General features: G+C 64.3%; 20 protein-coding genes and 1 tRNA gene. 5 read left to right on the top strand and 16 right to left on the bottom strand.

What is annotated here, in order from left to right; genetic code table 11:
• Positions 1 to 2 precede the first annotated feature (2 nt).
• The 4 genes from B5E42_RS10420 to B5E42_RS10405 all read right to left on the bottom strand — a co-directional run bounded on the left by B5E42_RS10420 (position 3) and on the right by B5E42_RS10405 (position 3,078).
• The gene (locus B5E42_RS10420) at positions 3 to 314 is read right to left on the bottom strand and encodes a rhodanese-like domain-containing protein (RefSeq protein ID WP_087239366.1); all 312 of its coding nucleotides are present in this window, start codon (positions 312 to 314) and stop codon (positions 3 to 5) included.
• A 237-nt stretch (positions 315 to 551) separates the two neighbouring features.
• Entirely contained in the window at positions 552 to 1,223 is a 672-nt protein-coding gene (locus B5E42_RS10415) for a Crp/Fnr family transcriptional regulator (RefSeq protein ID WP_087239364.1), read from the bottom strand.
• Positions 1,220 to 2,242: a transglutaminase domain-containing protein gene (locus B5E42_RS10410; RefSeq protein ID WP_242967098.1), complete on the bottom strand. Its 1,023-nt coding sequence runs from the start codon at positions 2,240 to 2,242 to the stop codon at positions 1,220 to 1,222. Before B5E42_RS10410 ends, B5E42_RS10415 begins: the two co-directional genes overlap by 4 nt.
• A complete protein-coding gene (locus B5E42_RS10405; RefSeq protein WP_087239362.1) occupies positions 2,239 to 3,078 on the bottom strand; it encodes a Cof-type HAD-IIB family hydrolase in 840 nt (279 codons plus the stop codon). The genes B5E42_RS10410 and B5E42_RS10405 overlap by 4 nt, the downstream gene beginning before the upstream one ends.
• A gap of 104 nt (positions 3,079 to 3,182) precedes the next feature.
• Here B5E42_RS10405 and B5E42_RS19195 point away from each other — a divergent pair, with 104 nt between their 5' ends.
• Entirely contained in the window at positions 3,183 to 3,344 is a 162-nt protein-coding gene (locus B5E42_RS19195; RefSeq protein WP_162613967.1) for a hypothetical protein, read from the top strand.
• Positions 3,345 to 3,400: 56 nt separating this feature from the next.
• Here the strand turns inward: B5E42_RS19195 and B5E42_RS10400 are convergent.
• From B5E42_RS10400 to B5E42_RS10395, 3 genes are all read right to left on the bottom strand, one after another.
• A tRNA-Gln gene (locus tag B5E42_RS10400) sits at positions 3,401 to 3,474 on the bottom strand.
• Between the two features lie 128 nt (positions 3,475 to 3,602).
• The gene (locus B5E42_RS19860) at positions 3,603 to 3,734 is read right to left on the bottom strand and encodes a hypothetical protein (RefSeq protein WP_255397010.1); all 132 of its coding nucleotides are present in this window, start codon (positions 3,732 to 3,734) and stop codon (positions 3,603 to 3,605) included.
• Positions 3,735 to 3,992: 258 nt separating this feature from the next.
• The gene (locus tag B5E42_RS10395; RefSeq protein WP_087239360.1) at positions 3,993 to 4,307 is read right to left on the bottom strand and encodes a TIGR04076 family protein; all 315 of its coding nucleotides are present in this window, start codon (positions 4,305 to 4,307) and stop codon (positions 3,993 to 3,995) included.
• A gap of 144 nt (positions 4,308 to 4,451) precedes the next feature.
• Between B5E42_RS10395 and B5E42_RS10390 the strand changes: the two genes are divergently transcribed.
• The 4 genes from B5E42_RS10390 to B5E42_RS10375 all read left to right on the top strand — a co-directional run bounded on the left by B5E42_RS10390 (position 4,452) and on the right by B5E42_RS10375 (position 7,216).
• Positions 4,452 to 4,808, top strand: coding sequence for a DUF3796 domain-containing protein (locus B5E42_RS10390; RefSeq protein ID WP_087239358.1), 357 nt, complete (start codon positions 4,452 to 4,454; stop codon positions 4,806 to 4,808).
• Positions 4,805 to 5,005, top strand: a complete 201-nt coding sequence (locus tag B5E42_RS10385) for a helix-turn-helix transcriptional regulator (RefSeq protein WP_087239356.1) — start codon at positions 4,805 to 4,807, stop codon at positions 5,003 to 5,005. Before B5E42_RS10390 ends, B5E42_RS10385 begins: the two co-directional genes overlap by 4 nt.
• Positions 5,006 to 5,083: 78 nt before the next feature.
• Positions 5,084 to 5,854: an S-layer homology domain-containing protein gene (locus B5E42_RS10380; protein ID WP_087239354.1), complete on the top strand. Its 771-nt coding sequence runs from the start codon at positions 5,084 to 5,086 to the stop codon at positions 5,852 to 5,854.
• 90 nt (positions 5,855 to 5,944) lie between these two features.
• On the top strand, positions 5,945 to 7,216 hold the full coding sequence (locus B5E42_RS10375) for a replication-associated recombination protein A (RefSeq protein WP_087239352.1): 1,272 nt from the start codon (positions 5,945 to 5,947) through the stop codon (positions 7,214 to 7,216).
• Between the two features lie 66 nt (positions 7,217 to 7,282).
• Here B5E42_RS10375 and B5E42_RS10370 read toward each other — a convergent pair whose 3' ends face one another.
• From B5E42_RS10370 to B5E42_RS10330, 9 genes are all read right to left on the bottom strand, one after another.
• A complete protein-coding gene (locus tag B5E42_RS10370; RefSeq protein ID WP_242967097.1) occupies positions 7,283 to 9,199 on the bottom strand; it encodes an S-layer homology domain-containing protein in 1,917 nt (638 codons plus the stop codon).
• A gap of 1,026 nt (positions 9,200 to 10,225) precedes the next feature.
• A complete protein-coding gene (locus B5E42_RS10365) occupies positions 10,226 to 10,837 on the bottom strand; it encodes a recombinase family protein (protein WP_087239350.1) in 612 nt (203 codons plus the stop codon).
• 150 nt (positions 10,838 to 10,987) lie between these two features.
• Entirely contained in the window at positions 10,988 to 13,576 is a 2,589-nt protein-coding gene (locus B5E42_RS10360) for a heavy metal translocating P-type ATPase (RefSeq protein ID WP_087239348.1), read from the bottom strand.
• Positions 13,577 to 13,604: 28 nt separating this feature from the next.
• Positions 13,605 to 13,868, bottom strand: coding sequence for a metal-sensing transcriptional repressor (locus B5E42_RS10355; RefSeq protein WP_087239346.1), 264 nt, complete (start codon positions 13,866 to 13,868; stop codon positions 13,605 to 13,607).
• A 132-nt stretch (positions 13,869 to 14,000) separates the two neighbouring features.
• Positions 14,001 to 14,204: a DUF378 domain-containing protein gene (locus B5E42_RS10350; protein WP_087239344.1), complete on the bottom strand. Its 204-nt coding sequence runs from the start codon at positions 14,202 to 14,204 to the stop codon at positions 14,001 to 14,003.
• 65 nt (positions 14,205 to 14,269) lie between these two features.
• Positions 14,270 to 15,433 (bottom strand): DUF362 domain-containing protein, encoded by a 1,164-nt coding sequence (locus tag B5E42_RS10345; protein ID WP_087239342.1) that lies wholly within the window; start codon positions 15,431 to 15,433, stop codon positions 14,270 to 14,272.
• A gap of 11 nt (positions 15,434 to 15,444) precedes the next feature.
• Positions 15,445 to 16,728 (bottom strand): MFS transporter, encoded by a 1,284-nt coding sequence (locus B5E42_RS10340; RefSeq protein WP_087239340.1) that lies wholly within the window; start codon positions 16,726 to 16,728, stop codon positions 15,445 to 15,447.
• Between the two features lie 93 nt (positions 16,729 to 16,821).
• Positions 16,822 to 17,466: a TetR/AcrR family transcriptional regulator gene (locus tag B5E42_RS10335; protein ID WP_087239338.1), complete on the bottom strand. Its 645-nt coding sequence runs from the start codon at positions 17,464 to 17,466 to the stop codon at positions 16,822 to 16,824.
• A gap of 82 nt (positions 17,467 to 17,548) precedes the next feature.
• Entirely contained in the window at positions 17,549 to 17,944 is a 396-nt protein-coding gene (locus B5E42_RS10330) for a cytidine deaminase (RefSeq protein ID WP_087239670.1), read from the bottom strand.
• Between the last annotated feature and the right edge of the window lie 23 nt (positions 17,945 to 17,967).

Genomic DNA, 17,967 nt, shown 5'->3' with positions numbered 1-17,967 from the left:
CCTTATGATTCCAGCGGCCCGCGGTAGCCCATCAGGCCGCCCAGATCCGTGACGGTGCGGCCCGCCCCTTCCAAAATCCTCCGGGCCTGGGCGCTGCGGGCGCCGCTGTGACAGTAGACAAACAGGGGAACTCCGGCGGGCGCCGAGGCGGCGCTCAGCCGGTTCAGGGGCAGGTTTTGGGCGCCGGGGATGTGTCCGGCGCGGTATTCCTCCGGCGTGCGCACGTCCAGCAGGACGGCCCCCGGCGTGCTCTTCCAGGTCTCCAGGCCCTCCGCCAGGCTTGGGCGGCGGGCAAACCAATCAAACAGTCCCATGATGCAGGCTCCTTTCCCGTGTGGGTTCTCTTGTATGATGAGAGGATACCACACAGGGAACCGGAGTTCTGTGACAAAATCACCCTAGGGCTTGTTTGAAACATGTCAACATGCCCAATCGGCGGGCCTTTTGCCCCCTGGACGGCGCAATTTTTCCTTGAAATCCGTCAGGATTCCTGCGAAAAAATTGCTTGCCAGCGGCCCAAAATCCCTCGCCGCTGGACACATCGCCAATTTTCAAACCAGCCCTAGCTCCGCCGCCAGAGCCTCCAGCCGGGGGAGATCCAGCAGCTCTATCCCGCCCCGGCTCAGCTTCACCAGCCCGTCGGCCTGGAAGTCCTTGAGCAGGCGGGTGACCACCTCCCGGGCGGAGCCCAGGTGCCGGGCCAGCCGGTCGTGGGTGAGGCGGAGGGTGGAGGACTCCGCCAGGCGGCTCTCCTCCACCAGCAGGGCGGCCAGGCGCACGTCCAGCTTCTTGCTCAGCAGCTGATCCATCCGCCGCATGACCTCGGAGAACCGGTCAGCCATGAGCTCATTGGTGAAGTTGGCAACCGCCGCGCTCTCCTCCATCAGGCCCTGGTACACCTGGGCCGGGAGAAAGAGGGCAACCGTGTCCCGCTCCGCCTCCACCAGCACGTCAAACTGGATCCCCCGCAGCACGCAGGAGGCGGAGAACAGGCACATGTCCCGGGGAAAGAGGCGGTAAAGGGTGAGCTCCCGCCCCTCGTCGGTGAGCAGGTAGGCCCGCAGCTGCCCCTCCACCGGCAGGATCAGTCCGGCGCACTCCGCCCCGCCGCCGTAGGCCATGGCCCCCCGGTCGAAGTGCCGGAGGGCGGCGCTGCCGGTCAGGCGCCTCTGCTGCGCCCCGGTCAGCTTATCCCAGAAGGGCAGATATTCCTCCAGCTTCACTCCAATGCCTCCCCCTCGTTGGCCTCCTGGGCCACGCAGGTATCCGCCGGCGGGGCCTCCGGAAAGTGGATCTCCAGCACCGCCTGGGGCCAGTTCAGACGGATGGCGGCGTGCCGCCCCTTCGCCCCGGCGGCCGCCTCCAGGGCGGCGGCCAGCTCTCCCAGCACCTCCCGGGTCAGGGGGCCGCCCCGCCAGTGGAACACCAGGGGCTGCTTTTTCCGGATGGCCTGGGCGGCCCGCCTGGCCGCGTCCTCCACCCGGGTGAAGGAACACCCGGCCTGCTTATAATAGAAGCGGCTTCCGTCGGCACAGGGCGGCACGGGGTAGACCAGGGCCTCGTGATCCCGGAAGAGCCGCCTGTCGTCCAGATTGAAGTAGTCATAGCGCACCAGCCCGTCCCCGCCCAGAGAATTGTCGAAGGTGGCGTCCAGGTGGTAGTACTGACCGCCCAGCCGCACCACATTCCAGGCGTGGCGGTACTTGATCCCCTTCTCCGGGTTGTTCTCCGCCAGGGCCACGATGCACCACAGGCCCAGCCGGTCGCACAGGGCCTTCACCGACTTGGCGATGCCCTCGCACACCCCCACCCCCTGGCCCAGCGGGCCCAGGATCTCGTGGGAGTAGGGCTTTTTCAGCTTGTCATAGCGCACGTTCCGGCAGATGAAGTCGTGGACATACTGCTCCTTTTCCGCCTCGCCCTTGTCCAGAACCGGGCGGCACAGCCGGTCGATGCGGGCGGCCAGGGCCCTCTGGTGGCCGCGGATCTTTCCCTTGTCGAAGAGGTACTGGGGGAGGAACTCCACCGTGGCGGCCGCCGGGTGCACCCGGCAGGAGAAGCCGGTGACGTAGAAGAGCTCCGGGCAGTCCAGCCGCAGCCGTGCCAGCACATCCCCCAGGGCCTTTCCCTCCAGCCGGGGGACGGGGAAGGCGGGGCGCAGCTCCGCCAGGCCGGTTTTCATGGCGTGGTAGGCGGCCTGGCCCTCCTTGTCCAGCTGGCGGAGATACCAGGGCTCGCTCACGGCGCCTCCCCCTCCAGCAGCCGGAGAAGCATCTGCGCCACCCCGTCCTCGTCGTTGGAGGCGGTCACTACATCGGCGGCGGCCCTGGCCTCGGGGGCGGCGTTGCCCATGGCCACCCCCAGCCCCGCCGCGCGCAGCATGGAGCAGTCATTGCGCTCGTCCCCGAAGGCCACGGCCTGCGCGGCGGGGATGTCCAGATGCCCGCACAGAAACTCCAGGGCCGCCCCCTTGGTGGCGTCCCGGTGGGTGATCTCCACGTTGCCGGGCAGGGAGCAGGCCACGGTGATCTCCGGGAACTCCGCCGGCAGGGTGTTCAGCACCTCCCGCTGGACGGCGGGATCCCGGAAGTAGCTCTGGATCTTCTGCACCGGCCTTCCCCGGCGGCGGATGTAGCCGGGCAGATCCTCCATGGGCCTGCGGGAGGCGCGGACGATCTCCCGGGCGGGGGGATCCAGGATCCAGTGCTCCAGCTCTTGCAGATACCTGGCCTCCATCCAGCCCTGGCTGTCCTCCATGTAGCAGTCCAGGGTGCCGGAGAAGTCCTGCAGCCGTTCCATGACGCGCACAGCGGTCTCCGGCGCCAGCTCCGCCCGGCGGAGGGCCCTGTCCTCCAGCCGGTCGTACACCAGCGCGCCGTTCATCAGCACGGCATAGCGGAGGAAGGGCAGCTCCCGCACCACGGCGGGCATGCCGCTGAAAAACCGCCCGGTGGCGGGGACAAACTCCACCCCCTGCCGGACTGCCCGCTCCAGAGCCGCCCGGGTGGCGGGAGCGAGAGCCTTGTCCGACCGGAGGAGCGTTCCGTCCAGATCGCAGAATAGGATTTGATAGTTCAAGGGCCGGGCCTCCTGACTGTGGTGGAATATACCGCCTTCATCATACCATGACGGCGGTCAAATTACCAGTCCCGGCCTCCTGAAAATCAATGGAGCAAGTATGTATGCCTGATTCGCCAAATGGTGGGGTGACGACATATTTGGCTTCTAAACAAGCCCTGATAGCTATCCATATAGCCTTTCAGGGGATTGCCGGGCTAAGAGAATTTAATGTTTTCTATGCTGGTGATGTACTGCATCAGATCCTTGAAGATATCTTTTTTTAGAACTCAGATTTCAGGAAAATAAAAAGGATGACCACACCGAAGGTGTGGTCATCCTTTGGCAGCGGGTGAAGGATTCGAACCCTCACATACAGAGTCAGAGTCTGCTGTGCTACCCTTACACAAACCCGCTATTTCCCTGTGCTCTCGTGAGCACGCATACTATTATACCAAATTGGCCGGGAATGTCAAGAGAAAAAGGAAAAAATTTTAGGAAAAAATGGGCCGGGGCGTGTACCCCGGCCCGCGACTGAAAACACCTTAGAACTGGTTGGGCTGACGGCTCTTGTTCTGAGCCTGATCCTTTTTCTTGTTCTGAGGATTCTGGCCCTCGGTCTGCTTCTGGCCATTCTGATTGCGGATCTTCATCTGATCCTGATTCTGGTTCTGCATCCAGCTCACCTCGCTTTCGCTGGTGATAGTGTAACCGCTTTGGCGGGATTCATACGGAAATTTTTCGCAAAAAGGCCCGGCCCTCAGGGCCGGGCTTTTCTGGTGCGCAACTCACACAGATCATAGGTACGAAGGAAGGGGAGCGGGGAGGTCCCGTCCTCCACCTCCGCCAGGCCGATGGCGCTCATGCGGCCGCGGTTCCGGTTGGGGTCTCCACATCGAAGGCGGTGTACCGGCGGGGGAGAGGCTGAGCCATGGTCAGTCCGCCTCCTCGTCCAGGGCCTCCACCAGGAAGCTCACCGGCCGGAAGCCGTCGTTGCAGGAGAGCATGGCCGAGCGGGGATTTTTCATCCACCCGTCATAGAGCCCCTCCGCCCCGTGGGACAGGGCCATCACGAAGGGGGAGAGGGTGTCCCATGCGCTCTGGCACAGCCCCGCCGGCTTTTCCCAGCCGTTGGCGGTGAACACCTGGCCCTCCTCCAGCCCGCAGGGGTGGGGGATGGGGTTTTCATAGCGGGCCATCAGATCCTCATACCGGGTGATGCGCATCACGGTGATGCGGCACTTTTTCATAGAGTGTCCCTCCTCTCCTGCCCCCTGATTGTAGCACAGCGCCCGCCGCCGGACAAGAAAATTCCCCTTGACAGGGGGAATGGACTGTGGTATATTTCGAACATAAAGAGCGAAATATACCACATAACTGAGGAGGTTTTCCACATGAAGCGGAAACGATGGTACGGGCTTATCGGCCTTTTGTCTCTGCTGGGCTTTGTGGGGGTGTTCACCCCGGAGCGGTATTTCCTGGGCTTCTTTGCCTTCGCCGTGGACTTTCAGTACTTTTTCCTCCGGCCGGACGAGATGCAGGAGGGGCAGATCCTCCGCTCCGCGGCCCTGGGCTTTTTCTCCGGCATGGGAGTGACGGCCCTGGCGGTGCTGGCAGCCCTGGCCCTGGGCGGGGGGCGGACGGAGGCCCTCTATCTGGGGGCCGGCCTGGGCTGGGGCGTGTCGGTGGCGGTGTACGCCGTCTCCAGCTTCTGGGCCTCCCTCCGGGAGTGGAGGCACGCCGGGCCATGATCACCAACCGGATCAAGGAGCACCGGGCCCGCCTGAACCTGAAGCAGGAGGAACTGGCGAAGCTGGTGGGGGTGCGCCGGGAGACCATCGGCAATCTGGAGAAGGGGAAGTACAACCCCTCCCTGGTGCTGGCCTGGAACATCGCCCAGGTGTTCGGCGTGCCCATTGAGGAAGTTTTTACCGTCACCCCGGACTGACGCGCTTTTGCCCTTGACGGAAGCCGCCCGCCGTGTTATGGTAAACACAGAGAGAAAACCCGGAGAGGAGTGGGGGACATGAAGCGGTTTCTGGCCCTGATGCTGAGTTTGGTGCTGGTGGTGGGGGTGCTGCCCGCGGCGCGGGCCGACTCCCAGAGCAACGCGGACGGGGACGCGGTGATCCTCCCCGATGACGTGCCCTCCCCCTGGGCCTATGACGAGGTGCACCAGGCCATCGTGCTGGGCATGGTACCGTGGGATCTCCAGAACCACTGGCGCTTTGCCATCACCCGCATCGAATTTGCCCAGATGGTGGTTCACTTCCTGGCCTTCCAGCACGGCTTCTCCAGCGACAGCAGCTTTGTCAGCGCCTACTGTCCCACCACGGTGGATCGGGACGGGAACCGGTTCGGCGCGTCCGTCAGCTGGTGGAACGTATTCTGCGGCGAGTGGGGCCCCTTTACCGACCTGCACAAGCCGGAGGATCGGGGCTACGGCAATACGGCCTATGCCCTGGGCATCCTGAACGGCCGCAGCGCCACCACCTTCGATCCGGACAGTCCCATCACCCGGCAGGAGGCGGCGTCCATCCTCATGCGCTGCTACCGGCTGTACGGCGGCACCTATGAGGCCGCTGACCGCACGCCCGCCCTGTCCGACTGGAACAGCGTGGCCGACTGGGCCAGGGACGATGCGGCGGCGGTGCTGGAGCTGAAGGTGATGCAGGGCTCCGGCGGCGCCTTTGACCCCCAGGGCACCTACACCCGGGAGCAGGCGGTGCTCACCCTCCTGCGGCTCTACGCCAACGCCCCGGTGAGCCGGGGGGAGGGGAACATCCCGGATCTGTAAGCTCTTTACGGGGGATCGAACTTATGTTAGAATAAGTGGAGCGGAAGGGATTCCGCTCCACTTTTCTGCATGCGGAAGGAGGCGGCCCACATGACCTACCGGCCCCTGGCCGACGAGATCCGGCCCCAGACCCTGGACGAGGTGGTGGGACAGCGCCACATCCTGGGAAAGGACGGCCTGCTGCGCCGGATTATCGACAGCGGCTCCATCCCCAACCTGGTGTTTTACGGCCCCTCGGGCACCGGCAAGACCACCGTTGCCAACATCATCGCCAGGCGCACCAACCGGCCGCTGCACCGTTTGAACGCCACCACCGCCTCCATCTCCGACATCAAGGACATCATCAAGGACATCGGCACCATGCTGGCCCCCGACGGGGTGCTCCTCTACCTGGACGAGATCCAGTACTTTAACAAGAAGCAGCAGCAGTCCCTGCTGGAGTTCATGGAGAACGGCAAGATCACGCTGATCGCCTCCACCACCGAGAACCCCTATTTCTATGTGTACAACGCGGTGCTCAGCCGCTCCACCGTGTTCGAGTTCAAGCCCATCGAGGCCGCCGACGTGCGCCCCGCCGTGGAGCGGGGCATCCGCCTTATGGGGGAGCGGCTGGAGGCCCAGGTGGCCTGTGAGGACGGGGTGGTGGAGCACATCTCCTCCGCCTGCGGCGGCGACGTGCGCAAGGCCATGAACGCGGTGGAGCTGCTCCTCACCTCCGCCCGGCGGGAGGGGGACACCCTCACCGTCACCCTGGCCGACGCCCAGACGGCGGCCCAGCGCTCCGCCATGCGATATGACCGGGAGGGGGACGACCACTACGACATCGCCTCCGCCCTGATGAAGTCCCTGCGGGGCTCCGACCCCGACGCGGCCCTCCACTACCTGGCCCGCCTGCTGGAGGCGGGGGACATGACCACCGCCATCCGCCGCATCCTCTGCTCCGCCAGCGAGGACGTGGGCATGGCCTATCCCCAGGCGGCGCTGATCGCCAAGGCCTGTGTGGACAACGCCCTCCAGCTGGGCCTGCCCGAGGCCCAGCTCCCCCTTGCCCAGGCGGTGATCCTGCTGGCCACCGCCCCCAAGTCCAACTCGGTCTATATGGGCATCGCCGCCGCCCGGGCCGACGTGCGGGCGGGCAAGACCGGCGACTACCCCCGGCACCTCCAGAACGTCCACGCCGACTCGGCGGGCATGGAGCGGGAGCAGGGCTACCTCTACCCCCACGACTTCCCCCGCCACTGGGTCAGGCAGCAGTACCTGCCCGACATCCTGGCGGGCACCCGCTACTACCAGTACGGCGACAACAAGAATGAGCAGGCCGCCCGGCGCTACTGGGAGGAGATCAAAGGGCCTGACGCATAAACGAGCCCGGCCCCGGAAGAAATTCCGGGGCCGGGCTCGTTTCATAATCAGCGGGCGGCAGCAGTCCTACCCGGCGAAGCGGGCCAGGATCTGGGCCAGCTCGGCGCGGGAGGCGGTGCCGGTGGGATCCAGCCGTCCGCCGTCCTTGCCGGTCAGCAGGCCCTCGCCCACCGCCCAGCGCAGGGCGTCCACCGCGTAGGCGGAGGCGGACGCGGCGTCCGCGAAGCCGTCCAGGGTACCGGCGGGCGCGGGGGAGCCGGCATAGCGGTACAGGATCGCCGCCATCTGCTCCCGGGTCAGGTCGTCCTCGGGGCCGAAGAGGCCGTTGTCGTAGCCGGTGACATAGCCGTTGGCCGCCGCCCAGTTCACCGCGTCGGCGTACCAGGCCGTGGGGCTCACGTCTGGGAAGCCCGCCGCGGCGGCGGGTGTGCCGCCGGCCAGGTTGTAGAGCACCTGGGCCATCATGGCCCGGGTGAGGATCATGTTGGGCGCAAACGCGGTGCCGCTGGTGCCGTCCATGATGCCGTTCTCCCAGCAGTACGCCACCGCGTCGTGGTACCAGTCGCCCTCGGACACGTCGGTGAAGGGCAGGGCGGGGGTCTGGGGCTCCTCCGGCTCGGTCACGATCTGCCGGAAGGTGACGGAGATGGTGTGGTCGGTGCGCACGTTCTCGAAGGTGTAGCGCTCCACCGCGCCCACGCTCTCGCCGTCCACCTCCACGTCGGCGATCTCCCAGCCGTCGTCGGCGGTGATGCGGAAGGTCTGGTTCTCGCCCCGGCGCACACGCACACGGCCGTCCGGGCTGATGTCGCCGCCCCGGCCCGCGTCGGCCTCGATGTTGTACCGCCGCACGCTGGTGGAGCCGGAACTGGAGGAACCGGAATTGTTGTTGTCGTTATCGTCGTCATCGTCGCGGACAACAAACGTACAGGAAATGCTGGCATCATCCTCAGCGGAATAAACGTTATTGTTGACCGTTTTCTGCGCAGTCACAACGACGGTATAGATTCCGGAACTGGTCACCGTAAGGGTACTGGCAGTTGCTCCAGAGATTTTTTGTCCGTCTTTATACCAGCTGTAGGTAATTGTTGCGCCTTCTGCGGAGACAGCCGATGCAGTCAGAGTAATACTATCTCCCACATAGGCACTGGTCTTGTCGGCCGTAAGGCTTACAGTGGGAGGCTGCAGTGTCGAATCCGAAGCCTCCACAACCTTGTAGGATATTGTTCCATCTTCTTGATTTTCTACTTTTTCAATGACCTTGCCTTCTTCGGGCCTGACGGTCAGGGAAACGGCATCGGGTGTGACCAGAGTCATACCCTCTGTCACCGTCACCTCGGCGTTGTCAAGAAGATAAACTGTGGCCGGATTCTCCGAACTGGCCGACACATTCTCCAAGGCGTCATTTACGTCTGTATAATAGGAGGAAGCACTACCCTGTCCCACCAAGGCCTGGGACGCGTCCTCAGAGACGGTTACCGTTGTACTGGATCCAGATGTCTGAATGGCATTTTCTCCGGTTCCCGTCGTGGTCAGTTCTGTTTGGCAATCTTCCATCATGTTCACCTGCACGGCGGCTTTTCCGCTGGCGGCCTGGAGCTCGCCGTCGGTGATGTTAACTTTCGCTTCCTGTTTCTCTGTCGTTTCCAAGTTGTAGACAGTAACCGCATTGCCGTTGGAGCTCTCCAGCTTGCCGCCGGCAATGTTGACGGTGATATCGGGGCTCTCATCAAACTGATTTTCGCCGTCCCCATACATCTCTGTGGAGATCAGAATAGCCGAGCCGTCCGCCTGAGACTGGCCGGAAACCGGCGTATCGTCCAGATAAGCTCCGGTACCCAGGATTGTGGCGCCGTCTTGAATGGTGACGGTTCCCATTCTCACTTCGATGCCGCTGCCGCCCTCTACGACGGCATCGCCGCCGATGGTCAAGGTTCCTTCCATGGGCCAGTAGATGCAGGTCTCACCGCTGGTCTGTTGCAAACTGCCGCTGGTGATTTCCGCACTGCATCCGGCAGACTGCAGATTATTGCCGGACAGGGCAAAACCGCTCGTAGCCTCGATGGTGCCGCCAGTCATCTTCAGGCTAGCAGGAGTTTTCCCATATTCATTGTCTTGAGCGTCATTGAACAGCGTCACACCAAACTTGCCGCTGAGAACAGCGTTGTCGGAAATTGTAAGGCTTCCGCCTTTGATCTGGACAGCCGTGTTTGCTCCCGTAATTTTGGCGTCTCCCGAGATCTCGACGGTTCCCATATAGACATTTACAGCACCGTCCGTATTACTGTATATCTCTGTAGAAGAAATTTCTCCGCCGGAGATCTTAACCGTAGTGCCACTTCCTGTTGACTGAATTGCTTGATAACATCCTATAATTTGTCCGCCGGTAATAGTCAGATTACCTCTATTCTCAATAGCGTGCCATGTTGTTCCCTTATACGTGACATCGATAGCCCCACCGTCATCCGCCGTAATTGTCAATGTACCGGAATTTTTCAAAACCTTTCCGCTACTGCATGTTTCCGATGGTGTTAGTTTGTAGGAACCCAGATCCAGTGTAACAGCTTTCCCTGAACCAATCTCAACTACTCTATCTACTGTTGTATCCGCCACCAGCTCCACGATTCCTTCTGTATCTGTATCAATGGCTGCGACAGCGTCCGCCAGGCTGTCGTAATACAGTTCACCAACTTTTGCAACGGACGAGTCCGTCTGCTCTGTGCTTCCATCCACCGCTAGTGCGGAGGCAGGAAGCAGCGTCAAAACAAGACACATCGCCATCAGTCCTGCCAATAATCGCTTTTTCATTTGTTTTCCTCCTCATCTTTCCGACCCACATTTTGCAAAAAGTGTACTTATTGACAAATGTGGGTGCGGCGGAGGATGGTAATGTAAAATAAAAATTATGTACGCAAAATAAAGGCTAAAGTTATTGATATTACTGAACTAACGTGCTACAATGGAGCCAAGAAACCGGCTGGCAAAAAGTACACTTTTTGCCAGCTATTGTTATTCTCTGGCGCGGGCGAGGCGGAGCTCCCGCAGGCGGCGGTAGAAGGTGGTTTCACTCAGGCCGGTGCGCCGCAGGGCCTCCTGGAAGTCAATCCGCTTATGCTCCCACTCCTCCACCACAGCGGGGAAATTTTCCGGCGTGGGCACCGCGGGCCGGCCGAACCGAACGCCCCGGGCCTTGGCCGCGGCGATGCCCTCCGCCTGCCGCTGGCGGATATTCACCCGCTCATTTTCCGCCACGAAGGAGAGCACCTGGAGCACGATGTCGCTGAGGAAGGTGCCCATGAGATCCTTGCCCCTTCTCGTGTCCAGCAGGGGCATATCCAGCACCGCGATGTCCACCCCCTTCTCCTTGGTGAGCACCCGCCACTGCTCCAGGATCTCGCCGTAGTTGCGGCCCAGCCGGTCAATGCTCTTGATATAGAGCAGGTCGTCCCGCCGCAGCCGCCGCACCAGGCGCCGGTACTGGGGCCGGGCGAAGTCCTTGCCGCTCTGCTTGTCCATGAAAATGTTCTCCTGGGGCACCGGGAGGGCCGACAGGGCCAGGCGCTGGCGATCCTCATTCTGTTCCCGCGTGCTGACGCGGATATAGCCGTAAATGGTAGCCACGTTTCAACCTCCTTGAAAGTCCTTTCCCTATTGTATCCCAAAGGGGGAAAGTGGCACACCTGTGTACACAAAAAGCAAAAACCGGCATGGAATAGGCAAAAGAAAAGGGCCCGGCGGCTGTTGCCGCCGGGCTCCCTTCTGGCAGTCGGCTCAGGAGATGGAGACCACCTCGTAGCCCGCCTCGGTGACGGCGTTTTTCAGCACGTCGTCGGGCACGTCCCTGGACAGGGTTACGGTGGCGTTTTTGGCCTCCAGGTTCACCTTGGCCTCCACGCCGTCAATGGCGTTGAGGGCTTTCTCCACGTGGGCCTGGCAGTGGGCGCACATCATGCCGTTGATGTTCATCACCTTGGTCATGGTACTCGTTCCTTTCGTTTCATCAGATTCGGGAATTTCCCGGGGCATATCTTTCACCGGGGCGGGGGAGGGGGTCTCCGGCCGCGCCGGGCGGAAGAACTTGAGGCGCAGGGCGTTGGACACCACGCACACGGAGGACAGGCTCATGGCCGCCGCGCCGAACATGGGGGAGAGCTGGATGTGGAACAGGGGATACCACACCCCGGCGGCCAGGGGTATGCCGATGATGTTGTAGATGAAGGCCCAGAACAGGTTCTCCTTGATGTTGCGGATCACATTCTTGGACAGCTGCACGGCGGTGACCGCGTCCAGCAGGTCGCTCTTCATCAGCACCACGTCGGCGGACTCGATGGCCACGTCGGTGCCCGCCCCGATGGCGATGCCCACGTCGGCCCGGGCCAGGGCGGGGGCGTCGTTGATGCCGTCGCCCACCATGGCCACCCGCTGGCCCTGGGCCTGCAGCTCCGCCACGGTCTTTTCCTTGTCCTGGGGCAGCACCTCGGCCACCACCCGGGTCACCCCCAGCTGGCGGCCCACCGCCTCGGCGGTGCGCCGGTTGTCGCCGGTGAGCATGACCACGTCGATGCCCATCTCCTGGAAGGCCTGTACGGCGGCGGCGCTGGTGGGCTTGGGGGTGTCGGCCACGGCCACCACGCCCAGGAGCTTACCGCCCTCGGCGAAGTACAGCGGGGTCTTGCCCGCCTGGGCCAGCTCCTCCGCCGCGGTCTCAAAGCCGCCCAGGGGGACGCCCGCCTCGGCCAGCATGGCGGCGTTGCCCGCCAGCACGCTCTCGCCGTGGAGGGTGCCCTGGATGCCCCGGCCGGGGGTGGCCAGGAAGCCCTCGATGGGGGCCAGGGGGATGTTCCGCGCCTCCGCCTCGGCGGTGATGGCCTCGGCCAGGGGATGCTCCGACGGCTTCTCCAGGGAGGCGGCCACGCAGAGCAGCTCCTCCTCGGTGACGCCGGGGGCCGGGCGGCAGTCGGTGACCACCGGCCTGCCCTGGGTCAGGGTGCCCGTCTTGTCCAGCACCACCGTCCTGACGGTGTGCAGGGTCTCCAGGGCCTCGGCGGACTTGATCAGAATGCCGTTCTCCGCACCCTTGCCGGTGCCCACCATGATGGCCACCGGGGTGGCCAGCCCCAGGGCACAGGGGCAGGAGATCACCAGCACGGCCACGCCGGCGGTGAGGGCCCGGGTCACGTCGCCGCCGGTGGCGATGAGCCACACGATGGCGGTGACGATGGCAATGCCGATGACGGTGGGCACGAACACCCCCGCCACCTTGTCGGCCAGCTTGGCGATGGGGGCCTTGGAGGAGGCCGCCTCGTCCACCAGGCGGATCATCTGGGCCAGGGTGGTGTCCTCGCCCACCCGGGTGGCCCGGAAGGTGAAGGAGCCGGACTTGTTGATGGAGGCGGCGGCCACCTTGTGGCCGGGCAGCTTCTCCACCGGCAGGCTCTCGCCGGTGAGGGCGGACTCATCCACCGAGGAGGAGCCCTCGGTGACCACCCCGTCCACCGGGATGCGGCCGCCGGGGCGTACCACGATCAGATCGCCCACCACCACGTCCTCCACGGGGAGCTCCACCTCCTGGCCGTCCCGCAGCACCATGGCCGTCTTGGGGGCCAAGTCCATCAGCCGGGTGATGGCCTCGCTGGTCTTACCCTTGGAGCGGGTCTCCAGCCACTTACCCAGGGTGATCAGGGTGAGGATCATGCCGGCGGACTCGAAGTACAGATCCATAGACCAGTGCTCCACCTGCCTCAGGGCCGCCGCCGCATCCCCCACGCCGTAGGCCGCCCGGCCCAGGTTCCAGGCGATGAGGAACAGGGCCGCCACGCCGTATACCACGGCGGCGGAGGAGCCCAGGGCGATCAGGGAGTCCATGTTGGGGGAGCGGTGCCACAGGGTCTTGAAGCCCACGGCGTAGTACTTCCGGTTGATGAACATGATGGGCAGGGTGAGCAGGAACTGGATAAACGCCACCACCAGGGCGTTGGAGCTCTGGTGGAAGAAGGCGGGCAGGGGCCAGCCCATCATGTGGCCCATGGCGATGTAGAACAGGGGCACCAGGAACACCAGGGAGGTGAGGAAGCGGCGCTTCATGCCGGCGGCCTCCTCCGCCATGGTGTCGCCGGGCCGGGCGGCGGCGGCCGGGGCCGCCTGGCCCGCCGGGGCGGGGAGGGAGGCGCCGTAGCCGGCCTCCTCCACCGCGTGGATGATCTCCTCGGCATTGGTCTGGTCGGTGTACTCCACCAGCATGGAGCTGCCCAGCAGGTTCACATTGCAGCTCTCCACGCCGGCCACGCCGCTGACCGCCTTCTCCACGTGGGCGGAGCACGCCGTACAGGTCATGCCGGTAACGTTGAATTTCTGTTTCATACGGATGCTTCTTTCTAAGCGGCGGGACTCACTTCAAAATGTGTCCCAGGGTGGTCACGAACTCGTCGATCTTCCGGCTCCGCTCCTCCTCGCTGGCGGCCTCCTGGACGCAGTGCTTCAGGTGGGCGGAGAGGATCTCCTTGTTGGCCCGGTTGAGGATGGCCTCGGTGGCCATGAGCTGCTGGGAAATATCGATGCAGTAGCGGTTTTCCTCCACCATCCGGATGATGCCGTCCATCTGTCCCCGGGCGGTTTTCAACAGGCGGAGGATTTTTTTCTCATCTGCCATCATGGTGCTTAACACCCCCCTGGGGTGTAGTATAGATCGACGGCAAACCAATGTCAAGACCCCTGCAGAAGAAATTTGTGGCAACTAACCGGAAAGCAAAAGAGCGGGGCCCTCCACGAGGGCCCCGCCGGGGATTTATTCCTTGCCCCTGGTGTCCCGGAACAGCAGGGAAATACACCAGATGGCGGCCAGGCCCACCAGGGTGTAGATGATCCGGCTGACCATGCTGTCCTGGCCGCCGAACAGGGCGGCCACGATGTCAAACCGGAAGATGCCGATGCTGCCCCAGTTGAGCCCGCCGATGATGGCGAGAATCAGAGCAATCTTATCTAAAAACATGGAAACGCTTCCTCCTCACATTGAGATACGCCGTTAGCATTTCCATGTGCGCAAAATTTATGCGCTTATTTTGTCAGAAGCCGCCCCAGCCAGCTCTGGTGCAGCTCCACGGCCTTCTGGGGGCACAGCTCGTGGCAGCAGTAGCAGTGGATGCAGGCCTTCTGGCTGATGCGGGCCTTTTTCCCCGGGGCGGTCATGGCGATGGCCTGGCCGGGGCAGGACTTGGCGCAGATGCCGCAGCCCACGCATTTGGCGCCGTCGATCCTGGGAGTCTGGGAGAGGGCCTTCTTGCAGAGCCTTTCCGCCGGGCGGGCCAGAGGGCCCAGGAAGTCCATGAGATTGGACTTGGTGCTGGCGGGGAATTTGTAGTCCGCCATGCGCAGCTCCTCCACCGTGCCGCCGATGAGCTCCACGTCCTCCATGCGGCAGGGGGTGAGTCCCCGCCGCTCCGCGGCCAGCAGCACCGGGTTGTCCTGCCGGGGCAGGTTCATGATGGCCCCGGCGGCGGTGTCTAGGGCCAGGGGATTGGCGGCGGCCAGCAGCAGCCCCGCCTGCCGGGGGGTGCCGGAGGAGCCGGGGCCGTCCCCCTCCATGGCCAGGATGCCGTCCATCAGGCTGAGCCGGGGCTTCACATACCCGGTCAGATCCAGCAGCACGTCGGCAAAGGTCTCGTGATCCGGGTGGGTGGCGTGATAGCCCACCTTGGACAGGCCGGGGATCACCCCGAACAGGTTCTTCACCGCCCCCGTCATGCTCATGAGCACGTGGGTCTTCATCTTGCACAGGTCGATCACCCCGTCGGCCTCCGCCACGGGGGTGATGATCTCCGCCTGGCGGAGCACCTTCCCCTCCGGCAGGGACACGGTGCGGGTGGAGGAATCCATGGACAGCTCTGCCCCCGCGGCCGCGGCGGCCGCCGCCATGCCGGTCTTCTCGTACAGACTGCGGAGCACGGCCTCCTTGTGCAGGGCGCCGCCGGGGCTGTCGCAGATCACCGGCGTTCCCCCCGCCTCCTTCACCAGCTTGGCCACCGCCTCCACCACCGCCGGGTGGGTGCAGATGGCGCTCTCCGGCGGGGCGGCCCGGAGCAGGTTGGCCTTGAGGACGATCCGCTCCCCGGGGCGGACAAACCGGCCCATGCCGCCCATCTGCTCCACTAGGGCGCGGATACACGTCTCCGCCTGGCTGTAGTCCGGGCAGGACGCCGCGTAGACCTGAGTTTCTTCCATCAAATGACCTCCTAGGGCTTCAAACTTTCCTCAGTATACCCGCCGGAGGGGGCTTCGTCAAGGCCGGGGAGCTTTCTCAGGGCGGGGGCGGCGGCCAGGGCCACCGCCAGACTGGCCCCCAGGCCGAAAAGCACCACCACCCAGGCCCGGACCTGGAAGGCCTGGAACAGCACGCCGTACAGGGCCTGCCCCAGGGGCATGGCGCAGGTGGAGATGGCGGAGACGAAGGCGGCCACCTTGCCCAGCAGGTGGGGCGGCGTGGCCCGCTGGAGGTAGGTCTGGGCGGCCACGGTAAACAGCATGGCGCAGGCCATGCCCGCCAGCACGGCGGCCAGGATCACCCCGTAGGCCGCCAGCGGCGGGAGGCCCAGCACCAGGGCCAGGGCGATGGGGAGGAGGGAGAGGGCGGTACCCAGCAGGAAGCGCCAGGCCCCCCGCAGCCCCGTCCGCCCCAGGGCCGCGCCGGAGAGCATGCCCCCCAGGATGGAGCCCAGGCTCAGGGCTGCCTCGGCAAAGCTGTACAGCTGGGAGGACAGGCCCAGGGTGATCTTGATCAGGTAGGGCAGACCAACAATGAACAGGGCGGAGAGAAACAGGTTGATGAGGGCGATGAGGGCCAGCACCCGCAGCAGGCCGGGCTGCTCCCGCACCAAAAAGACCCCCGCGTCCCGGAGATCCCGGCCCACAGCGGCCAGGGGCTCGCCGCCGTCCTCCCGCCGCCGGAAGGGGATGCGGAGGAACAGCTCCATCACCGCCGAGCCGAAGAAGCAGGCCGCCCCCACCCATACGATGGGGGCCAGTCCCACCCAGCCGTAGAGCACCCCGCCCAGGATGGGGCCCAGCAGGCTGGACAGGGCCTGCACCTGGGCCACCACCCCGTTGGCGGCGGGGAGATGCTCCTCCGCAACCAGGACGGGGATGCTGGCCTGGACGGCTGGCTGGTAGAGGGCCTGGATGGCGGAGAGGAGCACCATCATGCCCCCCACCGCCGCCACCGAGTGCCCCCCGGCGAAGAGCAGGCCGTAGCCCGCCGCCAGGGCGGCAGTGGAGAAGTCCAGGCCCCACATGATCCTCTGCCGGGGCACCCGGTCGGCCAGCACGCCCCCCAGAGGGGAGCAGAGGAGCACCGGCACCATGGACAGGGCCAGCACCCCGCCGAAGGCGGCGGCGGAGCCGGTGGCGTCCAGCACCTGGAGGGGGAGGGCGAAGCGGAGGACGGCGTTGCCCAGGAGGGAGATGATCTGTCCGATCACCATGAGGGTGAAGTCGCGGGAGAACAGGCGGGCTGACTTCATGGAAACAGCTCCTTTCATTTTAATACCGACGGTTGGTATGTATCTTAGCCGGAAAAACCGCCCTCGCCGGGAGGGCGGTGGGGGCGCGGAGGGTCAGAGGGTCTCAATCACCTGGTCGTAATAGTTGAGGGCGTCGGCCTGCAGCTCCTCGTCCAGCACGGGCAGGCCGAAGCGCTTCAGGAACTCGGCGCTGAAGCGGAGCTTGCGGGCAAACTCCTCCCGGCTGCCGGCGAACATACCCGTCCACACGTTGGTCAGGAGCATGAGCACCTCCGCCACCTCGCGGGGGTACTCCACCCCCTGGATGGAGCCGTCGGCCATGCCCAGGCGGATGATCTTCTCCACGTAGGGGGCGGCGTCCCGGAAGGTGGACTCCAGGGTGAGCAGGGTGATCTTGGGGTTCTTCACCACGTAGCCGATGACCAGCCGGTCAACCTTCCGCTTGGCCGGGTCGGTGAGAAAGTGGTGGAAGGCGTAGCGCAGCTTTTCCAGGCCGTTCTCCCCGGGGATTTTGGACAGGTCGGGGAACCAGTCCAGCCCCTCGTAGTAGCGGTCGTTGAGGCGGTCGATGATGTCCTCCTTGGACTTGAAGTGGTGGTAGATGGCCCCCTTGGACATGCCCAGGGCGTCCACAATGTCCTGGATGGTGGTGTGCTCGTAGCCCTTCTCGCTGAACAGGCGCATGGACACGTCCAGAATTTTCTCCACGGTCTCCTCGGGATGCTTGTTGCGGGCCATGGGGCCCCCTCCTTTTCATACATACCGTCGGTATGTTTAAGATAACACAGCGCCGCCCCTCTGTCAAGAGGGGCGGGCGGGTTCAGTCCATGCCCTTTGGCCCGAAGCCGTGGGGCATCAGCTCCCCCAGGGTCAGCTTCACGAAGCTGTGATCCTTTCGCGCCACCAGCAGGGTGAGCTCGGGGGCGAACTCGTAGAGCATCTGGCGGCAGGCGCCGCAGGGCCAGCAGGGCTCGGTGGAGTTGCCCACCACGGCCAGGCGGGTGAAGTCGTCCCGGTGCCCCTCGCTCACCGCCTTCACCAGGGCGGTGCGCTCGGCGCAGATGGTGGAGCCGAAGGCGGCGTTCTCCACATTACAGCCGGTAAAAATCGTGCCGTCGGCGCACTCCAGGGCGGCCCCCACGGGGAAGTGGGAGTAGGGCACATAGGAGCGCTCCAGCATGGTGAAGGCCAGCTCCACCAGCTCCTGATCAGTCATCATACCAAAGTCCTCCCTTCAAA

The organism is Flavonifractor sp. An10 (genome assembly GCF_002161215.1).
Lineage (GTDB): Bacteria > Bacillota > Clostridia > Oscillospirales > Oscillospiraceae > Flavonifractor > Flavonifractor avistercoris.
The sequence above is the reverse complement of the archived record's forward strand: the minus strand, read 5'-3'. Positions and strand labels throughout refer to the sequence as shown.